This is a genomic window from Paenibacillus sinopodophylli (genome assembly GCF_005930355.1).
Lineage (GTDB): Bacteria > Bacillota > Bacilli > Paenibacillales > Paenibacillaceae > Pristimantibacillus > Pristimantibacillus sinopodophylli.
In genome coordinates this window covers 821,132-842,875 of the sequence record NZ_VDBO01000001.1, presented here as the reverse complement: position 1 = coordinate 842,875, position 21,744 = coordinate 821,132, and the positions used below count along the sequence as shown (strand labels likewise).

Sequence of the window (21,744 nt, the reverse complement as noted above, 5' to 3'; positions counted from 1 at the left end):
GAAATAAGAAAGGAGCAAGTTAAATGTCAAAAAAAATTGGTTTAATCGTAGGAAGCTTGCGGAAAGACTCTTATAATCGCATGGTGGCACAGAAGCTTGCTGAGCTTGATGCGTCGGTTTCATTCCAGTGGATTGAACTGAAGGACTTGCCTTTATTTAATGAGGATTTGGAAAAAGGGGAAGGCCCCGAGGCGGTTAGTGTATTTAAATCAGCGATTCAAGCGGTGGATGGAGTTATAATTGTATCTCCGGAGTATAACTCTGGCATTCCAGGTGTGCTTAAAAATGCGATTGACTGGGCTTCACGGCCATCGAGGACTTCTGTGCTACGCAGAAAACCGATTGGACTTATTGGTGCAACGCCTGGCGGTATGGGAACGATTAATGCCCAGCTTCAGACTCGTCACATTTTGGAGTCGGTGCAAGCACAGCTTTTACCTTTCCAAAAATTACATATTTCTCAAATCCACTTGAAGGTGGATGCAGAGCAGCATCGACTAACGGATGAAAAAACGAAGGAATACCTACAAGCTTATTTGCAAAAGTTTATTCACTGGATCGACCATATTCCAACGCTTGAATAGGGGGCTATGAGCTTAAAGGTATAGCAGGAGATCAGCCTAAACGAATAATTTGATTCGGACAGCATTGAATCAGTGAATCAAAAGTGTACGGGTAATATTTCTATAACCGTATATTGGGGAGTTATGGGGAAAGCTTTTTTTGTATGAAATTATTTAATGGTAAAAATTACGAATAATTAACTGTTGATGTAAGATACTAAAAAATGGCTTGTGTAACATTTGGAATTGTGATTTCTAAGGCTGCAGTAGTCTGAGGAAAAAGTTATAAATTCACTATCAAACGTTACCATTACCCCTAAGCTGCGCTTGGTTATATAGGTGCTTTGACACGTTCATAAGATAATTCTGGATAATCAAAAAAAGTTATAAATTTAGCTTGAAGCTGTTTGGTACCGCGCGTAAACGACATGAATGCTTTTTTTCTCCCATCTGATCGTCAGGTGGGGGCTATTTTACGTTTAAGCGCTCTTTAATCGCCTCGAATAAGGTAATGCCATCGTTCTCGAAAAGGCATTTTGTTGATGCGATCTTTGTCGTGAACAAGGTCATGCGGCAATTGCTTTCTCTCCATGAGTGGCTTCCGCCGTAGATCCTTCCCATGTCCCAAAACACCGCATGATTGAGCTACCGGACAGAGGCTAGCTAGTCAAATCTTGGCCGAATTGGATAGCCGGGAACGGTCCATGGCAGCATTATAATCAAAATCGGATGCGCCTAGCGGGATTCAAACAAGTTCACCGTCAAGTACCATACTAACGGAAGGGAAAAAAGCTTGCAGCAACTCCAGATCCTTATCCGTGCATTTGTTCTGATGTCGCGTCTAAAGCACTTCAGGAACGCGAATAATGTAATTTAACAGGTCAATTTAGATCATAAGTTTCTCATATAATTGCACTACTTGCGCTGCTAAACCTTCAATATCACTATCTATTTCATCCAGTACATAAGCCTCCAGTACTCCCATGGTTGCTGTTCCTAAAAACTTCAAGAAAACATTCTTATCAATAAGGGGCCGTGAATCCTTATGAAGCTTTTTGTCTATCTCATCTGTAGTAAACGACAACAGCTTCCCGCGAAATGATGAAGCGCTTTTACTTTTAAACAAAGAAGCGAAAAACAATTTATGCTGCTCAAAATAAGAGAACCATATTATCGAACCCTCTATAATCCCCATATCTTTTTTTTGGTCACATATTTGTCGCAATTGCACAATATGGTCATCTACAATCTTATCTAACAGATCATACTTATCAACATAATGAAGATAGAATGTCTTTCGGCCCATATTGGCTTGTTCCGTAATACTTCTGACTGTAATCTCGTCGAACCCTTCCTTAACTAACATTTGCAAAAAGGTCGATTGAATCGCTTGTTTAGACTTTACAATTCTTCGATCTATTTTATCCATACTGAAAGCCTCCTTCAGTTTGTACACACATAAAACATAATGTGTATTAACACCCATAACTCATAATGTGGTTATTGGATCAACTGATCATTTATTATAATATAAATATACACAAGGCACTTAACACGCACAAGTGTAATAAAAAACAAAGGTGGTATAAAAGTATGACAGTTATTCAAAAGAGAGTATCATTTACGGCGCATGGACTACAGTTAGCAGCGATATTAAATATACCAAAGTATGATGAAGAAAAGAAACAAAATCCAGCTATTGTCTGTGTTCATCCGGGTAGCAGTTGTAAAGATCAAACGGCAGGAATTTATGCACGGGAACTTGCTGAGCTAGGGTATGTTACCATTGTTTTCGATGCATCTTATCAAGGAGAAAGCGAAGGCGAGCCACGTTATGCCGAATACCCGGCTGCACGTGTTGAGGATATTCGGTCTGCGGTTGATTACTTAACTACACTGGATTATGTCGACGAAAATCGTATTGGCGTGCTAGGTGTTTGTGCAGGAGGCGGATATGCTGTTAATGCTGCAATGACAGAACGGCGTATCAAAGCAGTTGGTGCGGTTTCCGTCGCGAATATAGGTCGTGGATATCGTGAATTCGATCCAATCAAAATGTTGGAGCAAGTTGCCCAACAACGCACAGCTGAAGCACGCGGAGCCGATCCTCTTATTACACAATGGGTGCCTAGCAGTCACGCAGAAAGAGAAGCGGCTGGCATGACTGAACTCGACATAGTAGAAGCTGTTGATTACTACAGAACACCAAGGGGCCAGCACCCTAACTCTCCGAACAAATTGAAATTCACTACCGTAGACTCAATCATCGCCTTTGATGCCTTCCACTTGGCAGACATTTTACTGACTCAGCCTTTGCAAATCATTGTCGGTGGTGTACAAGGAGCATTTGGTTCATACAAGGATGGTCATGACCTTTATAACCGAGCTGCTTCTGAGAAAAAAGATCTGTTCATAGTAGAAGGGGCAGGCCACTATGACCTGTACGACAGACCAGAGCCAGTGAGTAAAGCCGTTGAAAAATTAGGTGTTTTCTTCAAAGAAAATCTTTAATATTCATGCAACACAGCCATAAAACTGTCTTGGACGTATCCGTGTTGAAACAACACCAGGTACGTCCGAGGCTTAACGACGACGCGGAAGCTCTTTTTGAATCTAGTAATACATTGACTCTTCAAAATAAACACAATCCGGTTTCTTTCACCGGATTGTGTTTATTGTTATCTGAGATTACTTCGTACGAAGGAGCCAGTTATCAGGTACACTCAGAAGCTAGTATACATCACTAACGGTTTTGGAATTGAAAAAAATGAAGGGGAGAGGTGAACTGTAACCCGAAAAATAGACACTTTAAGAAAAGTGCCCATCTTTCGGGTTTTTGTGTTTAAATAAACTTTACTAAATCGAACGAGGTATACTAACATCATTACTAAACGTAGCTGTTTCACACCTTCACAGATGAGATTACTTGAGTCTAATCCCAATGTCGTTCACGTATCGGAGAAATCCATTTCATATACACTCGAGTTTAAACTTCACGCAGTCCAATCTTACGAGAGTGGCAGCGCACCTATGCAAATTTTTCTTGATGCTGGATTTGACGTTGTTGTCATCGGTACAAATAACCCTCACAAGTGTCTAAATTGTTGGAGGAGTTCGTATAGAAGCTACGGAGAGGAGGGATTAATGGATCGCAGAGGCAGAGCTAGTACAGGCAGGCTAACTTCTAAGGAGCTGACTTCGGAAGAGAAGCTTAAACGTGCTGAAGCTAAGATTAAGTTATTGGAAGTGGAGAACGAATTCCTAAAAAAGCTCGAAGCTCTAGAAAGGCAGGTGAAGCGCGATCGCTAACACCTTCGGAGACCTTTGAGCACATCGAGGCTACTATTCGAAATTACAATATAAAAGGCTTAACCGGGTATTTATGCAGCCTTGCAGGGGTAAGCCGAAGTGGGTACGTTCATTTACGCTTTCGTTACATGATTGGACTGATCCGGTTGAGCGCGCGATAAAAGCGGCAAAAGAACGAAATGTCGCCATAACGACGCCGAAAATAGGAGAGCTCGTTGTCATTGATGCCCCTGTTCATCCTTCCGCCGCGTGGTGGCGGTGAGTCTTGCTTCAGCCTGCTTGAGAAATACCGGCAGGCTGTTTTTTTATGTGCAGCGAATGATCGTAGCGGTGCCTGCGTCCCAGCGCCAAATGCTGTCATTGCCTTCAAGATGGACGCCGCCATACCACTGGTTGATTCCATTCAAATGAATCCAGTCGGCTTTGCGGCTAGCTAATTGAGTGCCAAGAGCAGTTACGTGCACCCGCCGATGCAGGAAGCTTTCTGGAGAGTCATGCAGGCCAAGGAACATGCCGTCGCCCTCTATGGTAAGCAGTGGATGTGCGTCATTTTCTTTAATGTACATTGATATCATTTGTGGTTATAGAGGGTAGAAGCTGCCGCGGTCCAAGCGACAGCTTCTCTAGCTGTAGTAACATTGACTCCGAACTATTTGAGGGATTTGTAACATATAATTCCGAACTTAATCCAATATAGTTTGGGGGCAGATGTTATTAATGTCAGTATTTAGTTGTAACTGGACAGGTTTGATGATTGTGAGGTTGGCCCTTTTAGGGGTTCACATATACATATGCACAAAACTCGTATTTTATACATATGTCAGTGTATTGGCTTTGAGCCTTATGCTATATAGATTTACATGGTTTGTGTCACAATCTATCTTGTATTCTCAGCATTGTTATTTTGTCACTTCCTTTTCAGTTAGTGATTTTGGTATTTGATTAAACCTCTTCTAATAAAAAAGCTGAATCCATACCCTACCTGGACTCAGCTTTTTTAATACTTATTATATTTATTGGATCAGTTATTGATTTGTACTTCAAGAGATGTTTTGTTATTGAAAGTTAGAAACCAATTGATTCAGTTTTAGGATCGCTGGAACGATTCGAATTTCAAAAAATACCTACCAATGAAATGGATTTTTTTATCCGGCTGCCGTCGTGTTTTATTAAGTTAATGTTCCCCGTCGTTAGTTGAATAGTTTGTGCTAAAATTTCCATCTAATTACCTTGTTTAAATCGTTATTAGCTAAATCGAAGGCAACTGCGATTTTAGAAGCTTAAGTTCAGCAGAATAGGTGCGGTTGCCCTTTTGAACCTCTAACCCTTCGATTCCATAGACTTCATATCTGCGTCGCCACTTAACCAAGGTTGTTTTTGATATCCCATACGAATACGCAGCGGCCATGATGCCAAGTTCACCACTTTCAATCTCTTCGATAATGGCAAGTTTTTTATTATTTCACCTGTTATTACTGTGCTATCGTTTCCTATTAGTTTATTCGTTTATAGACTATAAATTCCGTCTCCTTTTCTCGACAATACCCGCTTTTCAGCAGGGAGCCTTGAACTAACATTGTTTTTCCCACCTCTTTCAGAGTGCACCATATCAGTCATTTCCGTATTACAGCTTTTCCACCGAGGTCCATACTTGTTTACAATCCAGTCATAGATCTCAGTGTAATGTCTTTCTCCGCCGAGAGTGTGCAAGGCATCTATTATTGCATCATACAAAGTTATCCGCATTTCGTATCACTCCTTTTTGCCTGTAGCATGCCTTCCGTATTTCATTAAATAACTACTTGATATTGAACCTAAATTACGAAAGCCTATAGAATCAGTCGTTTGAGAAAAATAGGCTTGGGCATCGCATCCAGTTATGCATGCGATATTTGCGATTCAATCCAGAGTGGATGAAACAAGCCGTCACCTTCCCCCTCCCCACATGAAGGGGCAACGGGATTTCCAAGACTAATTTTGGGATTATCGATCATTCCAATAAAATACTTTTTTTCTCCATGCGACGCCAGCCGCTTTGGTTTCGAAAAGACGTCGCCAGTTTTAACGTGGTCTGCCGACCATGGCGCACAAGCAGACCGGCGCGTCGGAAAACCTCTCGTCTAAACCGCTGTTTCGTATAGGATTGTCGAATAGGGTCACAGCAGTGATGCTTGAAACACTCAAACAGATTGTAGGCAAGCAGCTTCAAAAGCAGATCGATTTCATTGGCAGCAAAGGACTGCGTCGGAATGCGGTGAATGGAAAATCCGTTTTTGCCCTCTTTGATGTAGTTCTCCATGCAACAGCGCTGGTTGTAGAATCGCCACACATCGATGGATTCCCAAGCTTCCGTTGTGACCATGGCTTCGTACTGCCAGAGCAAGTCGAGTTCAAGCATAGACTGATCTCCATCAAAACGCTGCATCTTACGGATGACAGCGACACGGCGAGCCTTTTTCCAAGTCGTCGCTTGATAGCACAGGACGAGTCCTTCGATAACCCACTCGTCATCGACAAAGCGTGTCCAATGCTCACAGGCTTGTACCTGCTGCAGAAGACGTTCTGTCCATTTCATTTTGCCGACATATCCGATTTGTTGTGCCTCCCAAAAGGCGTAGAAATCTTCTCCGCCAAAGCCCTTGTCAAAACGCGCATAACAGACTTTGCGGTCACCAAGCACATCCAACGTTTGCTCCACAAAAGAAAGAACATCGGTGGAACTGCTCGTGTTACCTGGTCGGAGCGTGGCACCCAGGAGCATTCGCGACTGCCCTTCATACACGAGCAAGGGGTGGTAGCTTTTACGTCCGCGCTTTTGACTAATGAAGCCAACCTCCGCGCCCTGCTGGTTGCCGTACACCGTTTCTACAGTGGAGTCCAGATCGAGAATGAGCGAATCAGGCAACCGAGGTGCGATCATCTCTACATTCAGCTTTCGAAGTGCAGGGGCCAGTTCGTCGTGAGCCGCCCCGAGACGAAGCAACTCCTTGTTTAACAGGGTGTGATGAGGCAACCGTCCGCCAAGCGCATGTTTCACCAACGCATCCTCTTGTAGCCAAACGAAGTGAAAGAGACGTTCACAGCCCAGGAGCCAACCGATGATGAGATACTGAAAAATACGATGGGTAGGATAGATGGCGTTCGCTGCTTTGGCTAGTCCTAACGTCTGGAGGGCTTGATTCAAATGGATGGCTTCAAGGAATCCCAGGATCACCTTGCTTCCTGCAAAATTCGTGGCATTTCTCACAGAAAATTCCGTTTTTAAAGACTTGATTTTTGTGGTAGAATTCACCTTAAAGGTGCTCCTCTCTTTTGGGTGATGTGTTCTCGACAAACACTATTCTACCAAAAGATTAGGGCACTTTTTTATTTTCTTATGAGGTGATACTTTCGTAATTTAGGTTGAAGTATTCGCGAAACAAATAAATTTTCCTTTACAACAATTCAACTATCCTGCCAGTTCGTATTATGAGATCAACTAGTTTTTTCTGGTTGATCCTTTTTTCATTTACATGGAGGATAAAGGTAGCCTGTTCGAACTCACCTGCCAGTGGGACTCCGTATGGCTTATTAATTATAATTGGTTTAACCTTCCAAAACGTTGTGCGAATTAGAGGGTTATTTGGCTTGCCTATTTTCACTATAACATAAGATTTAGGTTCATCTTACTGGTAATCTTGACATGCTATTAGCTCGTATAGCTTAATGAAGCACCGTCAGTCTAATTCTTTATTTTTCTAGTTTATCAAGAGTTAACTTTTAGAAAGTCAGACAAAATAAAGGTTCCTACACATTAGTCATGACTAATATGTAGGAACCTTTATTTTTAACTAACGTATCCTGTGGGTTTATTCAATTCACTGAAAATTAATAATCATTGTGTTCCCACTGCATTTTACTATATTCATACTCTATATCTGCTTGAAGTTCATTTTGCTGAGACATCATTAAAACAACACCAAACAAAAAATGAACTAGTTCACCGAAAAAATCGGTTACAGTTATAAAATCAAGTTTCACAGGCTTTCCGAAATGAACTGAGAGATTTTTGTCAGTCGGATATCTAAATTTATCTGCTTCTGTGTCAAAATCATGTAGCTGGTAGACGTAGCGCCTTACATGATCAATTGTTTTATCATCCTCAGAAGGTCTTGCATGATTCAGAATATCACCCTCAATTATGTGCCAAATACCACGAAGCTTATGCTTTTTCTTATTTACCTTCCTAGCTGCTTCCTGAAAATCAAAAGAACATTCTTCGAACAGAATTTCTTTCATTGCTAATTCAATACCGTTTCTAAACAAGTAACCAATTGGCATGAACAGAGATTTCTTACAATTAGGATTTAATTTAGTGTGTCTTACTAAGACTTCAGCAGATTCCGTGTAACCCTTTACATAGGGACCGAACTTTTTTCTACTATATGAATATCCTAAGACACTTTGACCATAATAAGTGCCTCCCAATTCTAAAAAAATGGGTTTGTATTTCTTATAATGCTCGCTGTCTGTATGAGTATTTTTATAATAAGCATTAAGAATACTGAAAGCCACTTCCATTTTAGATGCCAAAGCAACTAAATTTATATGCGTCTGCTCTTCAAAAAATAGCCGAATAGCAAAAAACTTAGTTCCTTCACCAAAAGGATCCCCGTCTCGTTTAAGACTTAGACTGAATGGATACCTAAAAGAATCGGAATCCCGGTCAATTCTACTCATATCTTCAAATAGATCCTGAAGCCATACATATTCATCTATGTCATTTCCAATATTCTCACTTATAAAGGGATCAATCTTTGTAAGGATTTCTGATAAATTATGAAAAGTTTCCTTTACAAACAGTTGACCTTCCGCCAAGTCTGTAATGTTTTTTAAGGCAATAGCCTTGAGAATTAGCTCAAGGCTATGTCTATATAGGAACACAATTGGGAAAAAATATGTATCAAGCCTGTCTATCCGTGGATGGTCCAAGATATGTGTCGTTAAAATATTTGCTGCCTCTTTGAAGTCAAATGCATATTCAAAAAAGTCCTCATCCAATTTCGAATTACTCTTTAATATAATTCTATTTTCATCAATGCCTAGTTTAAATAAATCCGCATCAGGCTTAGGCCATTTAGTCTCTTTTTCGAATAGATTTGTTTCTTCCACTTTGTTTTTTCTCCTCACGTTTGCATATTGATTAACGATCATAACTAACTATCTTACACGTTAAAGAAAACTTATTAGTTGTGCAATTCTACTTTTTAATTAATATAAAACAATAGGGTACACAGAACCTAATCAATGTATGTGAAAGAGCTTCACGCCATTTTTTTTGAATGAGGAAACAGACATTCCCTCAAATTTTTTGATAGACCTCCGCATAGGAGAACTTAAGTTGTTCTCGTAATTTTTTATTTTCATCTTCAAGCTTCTTCATCTTTCGTTTTAACGAAGCAATTGATGGCATTCTTATTGCTCTCATCCATTTCTCGCTTGATTTGTTTTGGTGTCGGTACTTGAGCTTGCTGCTGACGAAGCAATTCAATCCGCACACGTATCTCAGGATTGTTATAGAGTGTTGCTTTACTTACGCCAGAATCAGTTGCTACACTATTAAAGTTGATGCCCTCTTTTACTTTTACGAGTCTTCAATTTGACTCATCCACTCTTAGTATGGTCTTTGCTTTACGAGCCTCATGAATCTGCTTTAAATGCGCTCTACGATCGTAATCAGACATGTTTTACACCTTGCTTTCCTTTGATACGCTCCATTCTTCCAAAGACGATATTGCCTTTCCTGATCGTCTCATAGATGCTGGTCAGACGATCAAGGTTCTTTTGATTTTTCTCCGCAATTTCGTCACGACCGTATTGTTTGGCAACTTCTATCATTTTTAAGGTAGATTGAATATGGATTTCGTATTTAGGTACGTCCATGTCAGAGAGACCTATAGCTAAGTCTTTACAAGGGCTGCCGCCGTTAGTTGATTTACCTTCTTCTGATACGTCGCGCTACCCGTCGATGTGTTGGTTCTAGCGGAACTGAGGAACTATCGATGTGACTTCTTGGATAATTAGGTCGATATATCATCCTTCAAAGAAATGTTTACTACCAAGAGTGACATCATTAATTCTTGTGTTATTTGACTAAAAAAGCTCACTGATATTTTTATAACAAGTACCTTCTTCAGCCAAACTCCTTATTTTCTTTTCTAATGCTAATTTCAAATCAATTTTCCTTTCTAATAAAATTGCTAACTCATGACCGTCCATCAAAACAATATGTACTGTCCTACCAGAATTAAACGTTTCAACTGCTTGAGGTGAATATCCAGCATGACTAATAAAACAACCTCTTGTAAAAGCTGATTTAGATTTTACTTTCTCGTTGAAAACTACTAAATCATTTTTATTAGTTGGCGATGATTGCCATTTTGCTTCTAACAAATAAACTTCATTATTGAGGCAAAAACTACCATCGATTTGTTCCCCTAGAATTCTAAAACTTCCTCGTGGTTCTAGATTATTCTGCTTGAACAAACTGAATAGATATTTTTCAAATTCATATCCTCTTTCTTGAGCATTTTTGATATTTAGTATTCTTGTATATGACCTATGACTTGTATCAAAATCAAAATCCACCTTCTGAACAATTGAAGCAGGTTTTACTTTCGGAACTGCACTTTTTCCAACCAAACCATTGCTGATTTCTACACATTTTAAAAATAACTCCTTTTCATCCTTTGTAATTACTAAATGTTCTCTTTTATACTCCAATAGTTGCAAAAATAACTTTCCAACTTGGATGTTATCGTATTCATCAATTATTCTTCTAAGAATTTTTGCTTTTGATAACTCACCATATTTTTTATAAATATCTACCTTTAATGAATCAAATATAAATCTTTGAAAAGTACTGTTTGTAAAATTTAGCACATACCCTCCACCCATTTCTAACATTTTCTCTATGTATTGCAGATCATTAAAGCTTATTTTTGACATTCATAGTCACCTCAATTTGTTTTCTGTTCCTCATCACTGCTAATTTTTTATACTAAAACACTTATTCGTTTATTGAATTGAATTATCTTATACCTTTTTATAAAAAAGGGCTAATTTATACGTTAGCGTAACAATTTCCCATTGTCTTTCCGTTCCATGAAAAATACACTTTTAGAATTATCTTTGGTTTAACCCAAAGGTTCTCTAAAGTCTTTTCTAAGAGGAGCACTTAAATAACCAAGTGGATATTTTTATATATATTATAAACTGACGTGTCATGTATAATGGGCTTCTAGTCTCAAGTTATTTCCTTTCGTATCAGTAATTTTTGCTCCGATTGCTACTAGATGTAAAAATAAAATAAATCCACTGTCTAGGGTGCTTTAAATCGCGTAAAAGATATAACAATGAATGCTGCAAATACACGTCACCAATACTCAACTGCTGATTTTGTATGATATTTACTTTCTCCAACCTATCTTACCATTGCTTGAGTCTTTTATTATTCTCCGGTATAGTCCCCTTAGATCGACTAGTCACATCCATCATACAATGATGAAAATTATACCATATTTTCCGGTTCTTGAGTCTAAGGTAATGACAGCAGAACTATATTGTAATTTCAGTCAATTTAGATTAAAACGATCCCATTTCGATTAACCTATGATTGAAGAAACTGTACCCTCATATGAAATTGTAATCATAGACTGGAGGGTTTCTCTTTGTATTAAATTATAGTACTGATTAACATTGGGACTACTATAATATAGACGCCTTTTTAGGCGCAATATTGATCCAGAACAATAACAGAAGGTCAGTTTGCTATAGCAAACTGACCTTCTGTTATTCAGCTATTGTTCCTCGTTTGAGTTCAGCAATCATCGTATCATCCCAAACTTGTACTACTTTGCACCTCACTGGCTCATTATTTCCTAGGGTATTCCACTACGGAGGTAATCTCAATTTTTTTTAATAACATCATTAATTGCAACTAGTGTATATATTTGATCATGATATTTTTTGGTCCTGGTAACTCATCGTTGCAAACAAACCTTCATAAATAGAGCTAATGGAAGAAGGATCGAATTCTTTAATTGTTAATTAAAGGTCTCAACTATTATCATATCAGTCCAAAAGCCATGCCATTTTGCTTTGATATGATTTGATTTGATGTGTCTAATTGATACATCAGAAGTCGCCGATTTAAAGTCAACGGCTTTATATATCCGTCCTCATGTGAAGTTCTCGAACTGAGTTTTAACCCAAGTCTGATTTTGCTCAGCAATGTATTGTTCAGCATTAATGAGTAGTTCCACGAGTTCCAACTTTGACAATTGCATATACCTCCCCTTTACCCTCTCTAGATTCCGATCTAACTTAATATTTTTAAAATCAAGTTCACCTACTTTAATTTTTGTCTTTTTTGTTGTTTTTGGTTTCTTTTTCGAATGTTTTAAATAGTATTCGTATAAATCTTTATTGTTTTTAACGCTATTTGGGTGAATCCCACGACCAGATATATCTATCTCTTTAGATCTTGTTGCAATATTTCTATAGGAAATTTCAATTGCTTCTTTAAGCAATGATTGAATTGCGTTAACACCAAGTTTGTATATCCTTTTTCTTGAGTCTTCATTTTTTGCTGTTAGCCATGGTTTGTCAGTTGTTGATTCGAATTTTCGGTTCAAATTGCTCATCATTTTGGTAACGCTCCATAAGTTCAATTTCCTTCAATTCATTTTTCGCCCTGTTCTTAGATATCTTCATTTTCTTGGCTTCTAAAAGCATACCTTTTTCATTAAACATGAATTCACTTTCCTCTGCCCACTTTAAGTACGTCTGTATTTCTTGTTTAAATTCTAGACGAGGCACCTTGGCTGCACAGCCCACACAGGCTAATTTGGTAGGACAAACCGAGTCAGTAGTGCAAATACCACCAACGACCTTGGATAGTGTTCCTACTTTTTCTTTATAATCATCGTATATCTCACGTAACTCTTCTGGACCTCTAAGAATTCCTTTTTGAATATCAATAAATGATGCCCAATTATCATGAAGAGAGTCTACGGTATCTGAGATTTGTTGATGAGTGGGTGCCGAATAATACTCGGTCACTGATATGTCTTTTTGATGTAATAGTGTTTTTACAATATCAATTGGAATCTTTTCTGTCTGAACAGCATGCGTTGCGAAAGCATGCCGAAGTAAATGAGCTTTAACAACTACCTGATTACCTTCACTTGTTTGAATAATGAGTCCATGTAATAAGAAACGAATGATTGCATTAATGGTGAATTCATTGATATGACGTCCATTGTATTGAAAAACATAACGCTTTTTACTCATCATATGTTTGCGCGCAGAAATGCTGTATTCCACTTCAGGAATTGAAGGTGAGTTATAAGATTCTTTTAACAGTCCAATAATATCGCTCATGAAACGGAATACTTCCTCAGGCAAATAGAAATTCTCCTCTTCTTCACGGCCTTTAGGTATTAGTCGATAAATATAATTTTTCCTTGCCGGAGTTACGCTATTATCTACAGTAACAACACAACAGCTCTTATCATAACTAATTTGTAGTAGTTCGTTCATTCTGGCGCCAGATGAGGTAATGATATCCAGGGCGAACCGTGCAAAGGTACATGCTACATAGATTGGTTCTAGGTTTATCAATATTTTGTTTAGTTTCCTTGAGTTCCGGACAATAAAAACACTTTGTGTTAATAAGCCTGGATTCCTATGAAAGAAAGGCGCTTGTCCTTTTTCAGCTTCTTCATAACCCCATTGTTCCAAAAACGCAACGATTGTTTTTCGTTCTTCATCGGATAAATATCCGCTATCCCATTTTCCAATTAACCTATGACTTAATATATCTAGAAACCAAAGCCCTTCACCTGGACTTCCATCATCAATCTTCTCAGCTTTTAGAAATTCAAGAAAAACCTCATTTTCTGTTGACGTTCCAACTTCGTAATAATCAGCAAAACTTTCTTTATCCCAGAGTATAAAATGCCATCGTTCATTAGTATATTCTGATTCTTCATAGTTAAATTCAATTGGTAATGATCTGCGATCTCGTTTAGCCTTCTCCAACACGTCTCTCATGGCTTTTCGAAGTCGATCAAGCTGATTCCACCTAAAGTGACTTTCGGCCCTTATTTCAGGCAGTAGAGGCGTGACAGCGAATGCTTCACTTTTTCTGTTATCTTTTGCAGCATCTAAGGCTTTTGTTCTTACTGAAAAATCACGATTATCGAACGGCAGTTTAGGGAAAAGATAACTGGAGAAATAAACCTGTTGTTCATTTGTGAATTGTGTTGTAACCCATTTGGAAACGTTGAAAACAAAACTACCATACGCACTGAGAAATGATTGTCTCTGCCTATCTGTGTGCTCAGAAAGTAAACTACCAGTCAGATACTTTTCTACGATCGGATAATTAAACTCTGTCATCTCATTGAGGCTTGCGGCATCGAAGAGATTTTTTAGTCGCGCATTAATATTACTCATTAGATTATAGATTGATTGCGGTGATAACTTTCTATCAGATACACATAGCAAACTTAATCCCATATGATTTTGCCATGAAGTGTCGACAACATTTGATACAAAGTATCTTAATGAATTTTGATCTACGTTATCCCAGTAATGCTCACCATCATAATTTTTCAGTGTTAATAAAGTTGAGTCGATTTTTCCTGTGAGTATTTGGTACCAGCTTTTCATTTCGAGTTCTTGTGTCATTTATTCCATTCCTTCATAGAAGTCATTTAACCAATCCTCATCAAATTGTTTATCTGGGGTTGTTATCACTTTTGTGGCAAAAGTTTCTTTGTTAGACTTTTTATTTTTCAGGTATTCTTTTTCCCTGCGCGTGTATGTTTGGATCATCTGCTCGTGAATATCTCGGAACTTCTCTTCATCGTATAAGTGTTCGTACACGTTAATTGTTTCTGAGTCTCGCCATTTCATATACCCAATCAATTGCTTTTTTTTATCCTCAATTTCAGCTTTTGACGTAGAGGTTTCATAGATTCCTCTAAGACGGGATGTGACAAACCAATGCCTTGCCTTATGGGGGTTCAGCTTCATACCAGCAGTAGAAATTATTTTAGACCAATTATTATAAAATGCTGTGTATTTATATTTGCCTCCCCTCTGTGAGATAAAAATGAATTCGTCATTAGACAAGTTTTCAAATTTCACTGGGTTATTAGTAAATTTCTTTCTTTCTAAATTGATGTAACGGATAAGTAATTTAAGTGTTTCTGGAGATATTCGAATGAACTTTGACCTCCTCTTAAAGCTTCCTTTGTTAAAGGCAGAAAACTCATGCTTATCCATTCGATTACGATAATCTCCGATGGTTAGTTCTAAAATTTCTGATATTCTAGCTCCTGTTTCAAACAGAAAACGGATGATTACCTCATCCCTTAGATTCCACTTGGATTTTTCACCCGCATTATAAACCTTATAAGGTAAATCCCACTCGCCAATGACCTCGGGTACCCATTCATCGTTCATAATTTTGAAATACGAATCAGTAACCTTCCTGTAATTCACCGGTTCTTCAGTACCAGCGATTTTTGGCATACGTTGTCGATCTTTTCTTTCACCTTTAACCTCATTAAGATCTTGATCTACAAGGTCTAAATTAACCAGAGGATTGTTATAGTTGTACATACCAATTTTTTTCATGGTTTTGTAAAATGCCTTAATTGCGGCCAAAAAATGATTAACTGTTCTTTTACTTTTATTAGTTAGGAACACTTTTTCGTACGAGTCTTGGTCTCGTACCTTACAACCTAATTCCTTTTGGAGGTACTGTTTGATGGCCGACTTGACAGCTAATGTTAAACTGTCCCATTTTACCTTTTCACCTTGATAGAGACTCTTGGTCTTTAACCAGTAAAAAAAAGATTCGAGAACATTCAAATATGAAAGAGCCGTTCCTTCGCTTACTCTTCCTATCTGGTAATGATAATACTCCGTCAGAGGGGGAAAATGGTTTTTCTCATCATCAAATACCATTAGAACATATCTGCTCTCGACATCTGCTGGACAAAAGTAATGCGTAAATCTTTTTGACACCAGAAAAAACCCACTTCCTAAAAGTGATTCACAAATATTATAATGGCTGAACGACCTTCACTTAACATGTAAATAATTCCATGTAAAAAGAGAACAATTCAAGTTTCTGAATGTCCTCTTTCGTTGTTAACCTATCATCAACTCTGTAATTTCTTGGGACAAAGCCTTCGAGCCTGTTAATCCTTTAATAAAGCGTAATGGACCGGTTGTGGACCAATCGATATCTTTTAGTTTCTTCACTGCCTTTATGAGGGATGAATAGTCAATTGATTTCTTATTACCACTCATGTGTTTACTTAATACGTTTCCTGCTGCAATTGAAAGAGCATCCATACAAACTATATGCGTTAATCTGTGCCCTGAATAATCGAGCCATTCAGATGGGAGTGTTTCTTTAATTGCGGTAAAGTACATCAATGCAATATTCAGTTTCTCTTCCTTTGATAACGCAGCTAATTCATCACTTTTAAATAGAAAATGCAAAGTGCGGTACAAATTCTGAAGTGTAATATGTCTACCCTTTACGCGTTTCCCAATTATGCTGCCAATAAGTAAAAATGGACTTTCCTTAAGCATCAATAGTTTCGTAGCAACCCAGCTAAGATCGTCCGTATCTCTTCTTAAGTACTTACTTAGTGATGGACCAATTCCCTTTGCTTTCGTGTTAATTGTGTCAAATAATTTAATTTCTTCATCGTCATCAAGTGCATGAAACGCGAGAAAAGGGATACTTATATCGGAGTTCGTTTCTCGAACGTACTTTCTAATTCCCCCAAGTCGATGTTGTCCATCCATAAGAGAAGCTTTTCCCTTACAAACTAGTCTCCCATAATTAGGCCTTGTCTGATCATAACAAGTAAACTCCCAATTACCACAGGCATTAAGTAATACAGGAGTAAATAATGCATCTTCTCCTTTAGACAAGTAAACAGCAAAATCATGGCAACGCTTAGGATCGACTGGCCGTTGATAACCTTTTCCGTTCGGATCATCATATGGTTTTACAAAAGTAATATTTAGTGCGATGGCTGCTGGTAAATGGCTTTGATATGCTACTTTGCCCCTCATTTTATATTGTAGGACATTTTCAATAACATAATTCACTGGCAAACTACTCATGATGTCATCTCCGTGATGTTTTATTTAAAATATAGTACTTATAAGTTCTTTTTACAATGGTATTTATAGTTAGATACTCTGTTTATCATACTTTGGCTTGCCTAATGTATAAATTAGGTGGTGATATGCATGGCAAGCCTTGCAAAATTAGTGGGGGAACGGATTAGACAAGTTCGTAAAGCCCAGAAGATGAGTCAAGAAGAGCTTGGAGAATTAGCACAATTACAAAGCTCGTACATCGGTGGCGTTGAGCGTGGAGAACGTAATGTATCGTTAGAAACATTGGAGAAAATTATAAAAGCGCTCGATATGTCTTTCTCTGAGTTTTTTAGGTTTGGAGAGATTGTTCCTTCAAATAAGCTTTCAAAAGAAGAATTGATTGAGGTTTTTAGTGGAGAGTTACTGACAAAGGATATTTCTGAGGTAAGAACGATCTTTGAGATATACAACATAATAAAAAGAGGCAAGTAGTCACTATTCGTGATCTACTGGCCTCTTTTTTTGACTAAATTGTTTCAGTAGCAGCAGCTACCTCGGATAGCAAAATTCCTCTATTAATCATAATCTCACTTACCTTTAAAACTTTCCAACCATGACTTTTTGCAGCAATTATTTCCTCCTGACTGATATGCTCCTCCTTGATCGCTATTCCTGCGAAATATGTAGGTCTACTCAATGCAACATAAGCTAACTTCAAACTATCTTTTATCTTAATATCCTGTGCAAGTTTTTCATCATACTTACCTATTAAAAATGGCATTATATCAAATAAATCAGAATACTCATCCCGATTAATATTTGATTCCAATAGCAGTGTAGCTAAATGTGTTTCACCTTTAACAGAATGTATAGTATTTAAATGAATAAGAACATCGTTATAAAGATAATTATTATTGTCTACATGCTCAGATCGAATTTCTGTTGTGAATATTTTCAAGACATACTTAATAATAATCTCAACATCTGACGCTATATCACCTCTCTCTATTACCAATCCGAAGTTCTCTGTCATGATTTTTTCATACAATAATCCGAATTGATTAAGCTCAGAGCTATGGTCTTTACAAAGATAAACTTTTCTAAATATCATAGAAAGAATACTTCTTAAATCATTGTGCTCTAAAGGAAATTCGCTTTTAAGTAAATCGTTTAATCTAACAGGAGAAAATTTCAATCGACTCCCAGCACTTTCATTTTTCTTCCGTAAAGTTTTTGACATTACCTTATAGACTTCATTTAAACACTCTGCAAAACTTGATTTTGTCTGACTCTCACTTTTTGACCTCTGATAATCTTTGTGGTAATGTGCAACAGCATCATGATGTTGAGCAATTGCGTATATTTTGTTTGTGTTTAACGGGAGATTATATGAAATTAGAAGCTTAGCATACGCTTCTAATAGCTGTGATTGATCTTTATAAAGTAATATATGGGGTTCCAAAGAAGGAACAAACTCACTGCCAACTAAATGGTCATATCTCTCGATACAAGTTGTCCTTAGTATCTTAGCTATTTTCTCTCCAAAGCGATTACTAGTAGCTATTTCTTTCCGTTCCTCTATTGGAGGTTCCCACGCATCAGGTTCACCGTAATACAAATTATACAGCGCCTGATATGGATCGCCATAACGCTGTATAATTGTTTCTTCATTACCTTCTATTAATTTTGAAAGAATATGGTATTGTTCTATGCTTGTATCTTGCGTTTCATCTATAAAAAGATATTTAAATCTAGCTTGGAATGCCTTTCTTAATTCGATTGCATTCTTTTCAATATAAAACTTTGATAGTGAAATAGTGTCACTATGCCGTAAATATCCTGAATGAAACATCTCTTTAAAAGTATTTAAAAGTGCGTTGCGGTAGTTTTTCTCTTCAAATCCAATTAGTGAAACCTCTTTATTAACATTTATTGATAATTTTGTTCTATCTACTGCAGAAAAAGGAGCTGAAAAAGACCACCAATTGGGTTTATGTTTTTCAAAAAAATTAGAGAAGTAACCTTTGTACTCATCATTTTCTATGAAAAAAAATTTCTCGCGAGAAGAAACTGTAGTATAGGCTCTGAGAGCAAAAAAAGTGTTTAAAAACTCATGAATAGTTCCAATAAAATGAGGATAAGCAACATCGTTAATTCCTAAAGTTTTTAATTTATTTAAAATTTCCTCAACACCAACATTTGTATGCGTGATAACGCATATACCGTAATCTAAGTTAGCTTCCTTTATTTTTCTAATTAATATAGCAATCTTCGCTATTAAAACAGTAGTTTTTCCACTTCCTGGGCAAGCTACAATATCACCAGATTTCTCATACATGATGATATTTTTTTGTTCGCTTGAAAAACTTATATACTGTCCCAGCAGTATTGATTCCACTTTTGTTATGTCCTCAGTAGTGATTTCAAACATTTGGCTGCCCTCCAGTTACATGAAAAATAGCATCCCGTAAGTATTTTAAGTATTCATCAGTTTTTACTTTTTCCTTAAAGTCCTCTTCACTTTGAAGTAATAACGCTAGTTGTTGAGCTACAGATGCCTTCGAAACTTTCTTCTCCAATAAAGGCTTATAAACCTCATACGCAGCCTCTTCATGATTTGTAATACCTTCTATCCTTATTTTCATGTCTGACAGTTTTATTAAGTTGGCCTCACTTGTAGGTTTCTTATATTTAACGTTATGGATCGCATCTAATAAATCATTTCTAAGAGTACTCATTGCTATTTCATATTCTAGTGTCCAGTTTGAAGCAACAAAAACCTTAATGTTTTCAGAACTATTACTATACTCAGTAATTAAAGATCTTGCTTTATTCTCTCTCAGAGAGTCTATAGTGGTCTGTGACAACGGTTCTTTTATTAATTCAGCTATTTCATTAATATCATTACTATTTAATCTAGCAGTAGTATACAGATCAATAGTATTAATTAGTTCCTTTTTCGTGCTATAAGCTTGATCTAGCAGATGAGAAATTTCTTCAACTTCGACTCCTATTTTGCCTGCGATAAAAGATAAATGCTCATTCCTAATAATTAAAATATCCCTTATTCTAACTTCTTGGGAATCATCATAAAAAGGCATTGGTTTTATATCAACATCTGTCACAACAGCAACGGGAACTCTCAATGGTGGAAACATATCTAACCATTCACTTGATCTAGAATATATTTTCACATATCGATTAAAGGCGGTATTTCCTATATTAACAATTGATACTCCAAATTTATGTAATGGTCTTCCGATTAGTTCAGCAATCGCAGGCACTAATAAATTTTCTGCGTCCCCTTCAACAAAAATTACGCCTTTAGCAAAAAATAAGTTAGCTTTTGTCGAGTCAAGAAAACGCTCAAGAAATTTATAATCTTCAATCTCAAGTTCCGTATTTTCTGCATTCATTGGATACGCTGTTCCATCGTGTATTAATATAATATGTTCTAGTTTTGTAGAAGCTGCTAATGTAGTACTGTGAGTAGTTAAAATGAATTGTCCTCCGGTTGATCCCTCTGTCTTATTTCTTTGTAAATATTTAATTAACCTTAGCTGCGCTTGAGGGTGAAGATGAGCTTCAATTTCCTCTATTAATGTAATGTTTGGTCCTATTGAAAGTGCATTATCATGAAGTAAAAGCTCAGCAGCTATAAATAACAAATTTAAGCTTCCTAAACCTGAAGGAACATCCTCTAGTAATAAGCTTAACTTTTTTAAAATCTCATTTAGTTTAACTGGAGTGATTTTAAAATTTGATTCGCGTTTGTTTTCTCCATTTATTGGCTCATGAAAAAAATTATCCAAATAGTCGGTTAATTCAGATTTTATAGTTTTTATTTTTCCATCTTCATAGGGTAGATCAAAAAAATCTTCGACTTTCTCATTAGCCTCTTGAAAAGTGATCTCTAAGGGATGTTTTTCAAAAGAATCATTTTTACGAAAGGCTTGATGATTTTTCAGGATCTGAGCAAGCCTAGATCTTACTCCTGGCTTTAGTTCAATTTCAGCATCTCTAAGAGGTTTCAGATATGTAGATTTCAACAACTCTCGTGCAAGTCCTTCTAATCTACTTGAAGCATTTTCTGGGCCAGCTTTGATTGTCCTCTCTATTCTTTCAATTGAAAGCAATTCATTTTTTTGTTTTTGCGCGGTCATTCTTACTTGCAACTCGTAGTTTCCCTTTTCATCGAACGTGAGCCATTCTAAGAATATTCCAGCCTCTTTTTCTGATAATCCAGAGAAAATACACTCTATTTTTATCTCTTTTGATGTATTTCCTTCTTTGTCAACAAAAAAGTCACTTTCAGAAATTCGAAAGGTATCTTCGCTTGAAGTTCCTAAAGAAAATTTTATAGCATCAATAATTGCTGTTTTTCCGGAGTCATTTTCACCTATAAGTAAATTAAAATTATCATTAAAGGTTACAATTAGGCCAGGCAAGTTACTATCTTGTTCAGATACTCCATACTTTCTAAAGTTCCAAATATTCAATTGTCTTAAAAACATAATTGTATCCTCCTTATGTCTAACATTAATTGTGCAAACATTTTCTAGGGAGTGTATGAAATCTATAACGGTCTAAAACATAGTACATTAAGGAATTGAAGAGTCGTTATGAAATACGAGACGATCAATGGGATCGAATTAATAATTTACTATCGGCAGAACGAATAACTCAAGGAGGA

The 21,744-nt window shown here is 37.1% G+C and carries 17 protein-coding genes and 1 pseudogene; 4 read left to right on the top strand and 14 right to left on the bottom strand.

Going from position 1 to position 21,744, the window contains the following annotated elements:
• The first annotated feature begins 23 nt into the window (after window positions 1-23).
• Window positions 24-584 carry an NADPH-dependent FMN reductase gene (locus FGT79_RS03640; protein WP_138751408.1) on the top strand — a complete coding sequence of 187 codons (561 nt, stop codon included), beginning with the start codon at window positions 24-26 and terminating at the stop codon, window positions 582-584.
• An 865-nt stretch (window positions 585-1,449) separates the two neighbouring features.
• Here FGT79_RS03640 and FGT79_RS03635 read toward each other — a convergent pair.
• Window positions 1,450-1,992 (bottom strand): TetR/AcrR family transcriptional regulator, encoded by a 543-nt coding sequence (locus FGT79_RS03635; RefSeq protein ID WP_138751407.1) that lies wholly within the window; start codon window positions 1,990-1,992, stop codon window positions 1,450-1,452.
• Between the two features lie 164 nt (window positions 1,993-2,156).
• Between FGT79_RS03635 and FGT79_RS03630 the strand changes: the two genes are divergently transcribed.
• Window positions 2,157-3,074, top strand: coding sequence for an alpha/beta hydrolase (locus FGT79_RS03630; RefSeq protein ID WP_138751406.1), 918 nt, complete (start codon window positions 2,157-2,159; stop codon window positions 3,072-3,074).
• A 369-nt stretch (window positions 3,075-3,443) separates the two neighbouring features.
• Window positions 3,444-3,872, top strand: a complete 429-nt coding sequence (locus FGT79_RS32370) for an HTH domain-containing protein (protein WP_342778475.1) — start codon at window positions 3,444-3,446, stop codon at window positions 3,870-3,872.
• Window positions 3,873-4,177: 305 nt separating this feature from the next.
• On the opposite strand, the gene FGT79_RS03625 is transcribed toward FGT79_RS32370, so the two are convergent.
• From FGT79_RS03625 to FGT79_RS03575, 11 genes and pseudogenes are all read right to left on the bottom strand, one after another.
• Window positions 4,178-4,438 (bottom strand): hypothetical protein, encoded by a 261-nt coding sequence (locus tag FGT79_RS03625; protein ID WP_138751405.1) that lies wholly within the window; start codon window positions 4,436-4,438, stop codon window positions 4,178-4,180.
• Window positions 4,439-5,121: 683 nt separating this feature from the next.
• Window positions 5,122-5,316, bottom strand: a complete 195-nt coding sequence (locus FGT79_RS32480) for a helix-turn-helix domain-containing protein (protein ID WP_138752913.1) — start codon at window positions 5,314-5,316, stop codon at window positions 5,122-5,124.
• Between the two features lie 546 nt (window positions 5,317-5,862).
• Window positions 5,863-7,164, bottom strand: a complete 1,302-nt coding sequence (locus FGT79_RS03615) for an IS1380 family transposase (protein ID WP_138751404.1) — start codon at window positions 7,162-7,164, stop codon at window positions 5,863-5,865.
• A gap of 575 nt (window positions 7,165-7,739) precedes the next feature.
• A complete protein-coding gene (locus FGT79_RS03610; protein ID WP_138751403.1) occupies window positions 7,740-9,023 on the bottom strand; it encodes a hypothetical protein in 1,284 nt (427 codons plus the stop codon).
• Between the two features lie 190 nt (window positions 9,024-9,213).
• A pseudogene (locus tag FGT79_RS31775) lies at window positions 9,214-9,595 on the bottom strand (DUF6262 family protein).
• A complete protein-coding gene (locus tag FGT79_RS03600) occupies window positions 9,588-9,794 on the bottom strand; it encodes a hypothetical protein (RefSeq protein WP_246096135.1) in 207 nt (68 codons plus the stop codon). Before FGT79_RS03600 ends, FGT79_RS31775 begins: the two are co-directional and overlap by 8 nt.
• Before the next feature lie 210 nt (window positions 9,795-10,004).
• Window positions 10,005-10,859 (bottom strand): restriction endonuclease, encoded by an 855-nt coding sequence (locus FGT79_RS03595; protein ID WP_138751401.1) that lies wholly within the window; start codon window positions 10,857-10,859, stop codon window positions 10,005-10,007.
• A 1,232-nt stretch (window positions 10,860-12,091) separates the two neighbouring features.
• Complete coding sequence (locus tag FGT79_RS03590) at window positions 12,092-12,559, bottom strand: hypothetical protein (protein WP_138751400.1); 468 nt, start codon at window positions 12,557-12,559, stop codon at window positions 12,092-12,094.
• Window positions 12,519-14,606 carry a tyrosine-type recombinase/integrase gene (locus FGT79_RS03585; RefSeq protein WP_138751399.1) on the bottom strand — a complete coding sequence of 696 codons (2,088 nt, stop codon included), beginning with the start codon at window positions 14,604-14,606 and terminating at the stop codon, window positions 12,519-12,521. The genes FGT79_RS03590 and FGT79_RS03585 overlap by 41 nt, the downstream gene beginning before the upstream one ends.
• Window positions 14,607-15,893 carry a tyrosine-type recombinase/integrase gene (locus tag FGT79_RS03580; protein WP_246096133.1) on the bottom strand — a complete coding sequence of 429 codons (1,287 nt, stop codon included), beginning with the start codon at window positions 15,891-15,893 and terminating at the stop codon, window positions 14,607-14,609.
• 186 nt (window positions 15,894-16,079) lie between these two features.
• The gene (locus tag FGT79_RS03575) at window positions 16,080-17,072 is read right to left on the bottom strand and encodes a DGQHR domain-containing protein (protein ID WP_138751397.1); all 993 of its coding nucleotides are present in this window, start codon (window positions 17,070-17,072) and stop codon (window positions 16,080-16,082) included.
• Between the two features lie 129 nt (window positions 17,073-17,201).
• Here FGT79_RS03575 and FGT79_RS03570 point away from each other — a divergent pair, with 129 nt between their 5' ends.
• Entirely contained in the window at window positions 17,202-17,543 is a 342-nt protein-coding gene (locus FGT79_RS03570) for a helix-turn-helix domain-containing protein (protein WP_138751396.1), read from the top strand.
• Window positions 17,544-17,577: 34 nt separating this feature from the next.
• Here FGT79_RS03570 and FGT79_RS03565 read toward each other — a convergent pair whose 3' ends face one another.
• Together FGT79_RS03565 and FGT79_RS03560 are read right to left on the bottom strand one after the other, a co-directional pair.
• Entirely contained in the window at window positions 17,578-19,482 is a 1,905-nt protein-coding gene (locus tag FGT79_RS03565) for a UvrD-helicase domain-containing protein (protein ID WP_138751395.1), read from the bottom strand.
• On the bottom strand, window positions 19,475-21,565 hold the full coding sequence (locus FGT79_RS03560) for an ATP-dependent nuclease (protein ID WP_138751394.1): 2,091 nt from the start codon (window positions 21,563-21,565) through the stop codon (window positions 19,475-19,477). Before FGT79_RS03560 ends, FGT79_RS03565 begins: the two co-directional genes overlap by 8 nt.
• Window positions 21,566-21,744: the final 179 nt, after the last annotated feature.

What these genes read in the sequence shown, in the direction of transcription:
- FGT79_RS03625 (WP_138751405.1), bottom strand. Translation starts at nt 4,438, where the DNA reads ATGTACATTAAAGAAAATGACGCACATCCACTGCTTACCATAGAGGGC.
- FGT79_RS03560 (WP_138751394.1), bottom strand. Translation starts at nt 21,565, where the DNA reads ATGTTTTTAAGACAATTGAATATTTGGAACTTTAGAAAGTATGGAGTA.
- FGT79_RS03570 (WP_138751396.1), top strand. Translation starts at nt 17,202, where the DNA reads ATGGCAAGCCTTGCAAAATTAGTGGGGGAACGGATTAGACAAGTTCGT.
- FGT79_RS03630 (WP_138751406.1), top strand. Translation starts at nt 2,157, where the DNA reads ATGACAGTTATTCAAAAGAGAGTATCATTTACGGCGCATGGACTACAG.
- FGT79_RS03580 (WP_246096133.1), bottom strand. Translation starts at nt 15,893, where the DNA reads ATGGTATTTGATGATGAGAAAAACCATTTTCCCCCTCTGACGGAGTAT.
- FGT79_RS03640 (WP_138751408.1), top strand. Translation starts at nt 24, where the DNA reads ATGTCAAAAAAAATTGGTTTAATCGTAGGAAGCTTGCGGAAAGACTCT.
- FGT79_RS03595 (WP_138751401.1), bottom strand. Translation starts at nt 10,859, where the DNA reads ATGTCAAAAATAAGCTTTAATGATCTGCAATACATAGAGAAAATGTTA.
- FGT79_RS03585 (WP_138751399.1), bottom strand. Translation starts at nt 14,606, where the DNA reads ATGACACAAGAACTCGAAATGAAAAGCTGGTACCAAATACTCACAGGA.
- FGT79_RS03565 (WP_138751395.1), bottom strand. Translation starts at nt 19,482, where the DNA reads ATGTTTGAAATCACTACTGAGGACATAACAAAAGTGGAATCAATACTG.
- FGT79_RS03600 (WP_246096135.1), bottom strand. Translation starts at nt 9,794, where the DNA reads ATGGACGTACCTAAATACGAAATCCATATTCAATCTACCTTAAAAATG.
- FGT79_RS03635 (WP_138751407.1), bottom strand. Translation starts at nt 1,992, where the DNA reads ATGGATAAAATAGATCGAAGAATTGTAAAGTCTAAACAAGCGATTCAA.
- FGT79_RS03575 (WP_138751397.1), bottom strand. Translation starts at nt 17,072, where the DNA reads ATGAGTAGTTTGCCAGTGAATTATGTTATTGAAAATGTCCTACAATAT.
- FGT79_RS03590 (WP_138751400.1), bottom strand. Translation starts at nt 12,559, where the DNA reads ATGATGAGCAATTTGAACCGAAAATTCGAATCAACAACTGACAAACCA.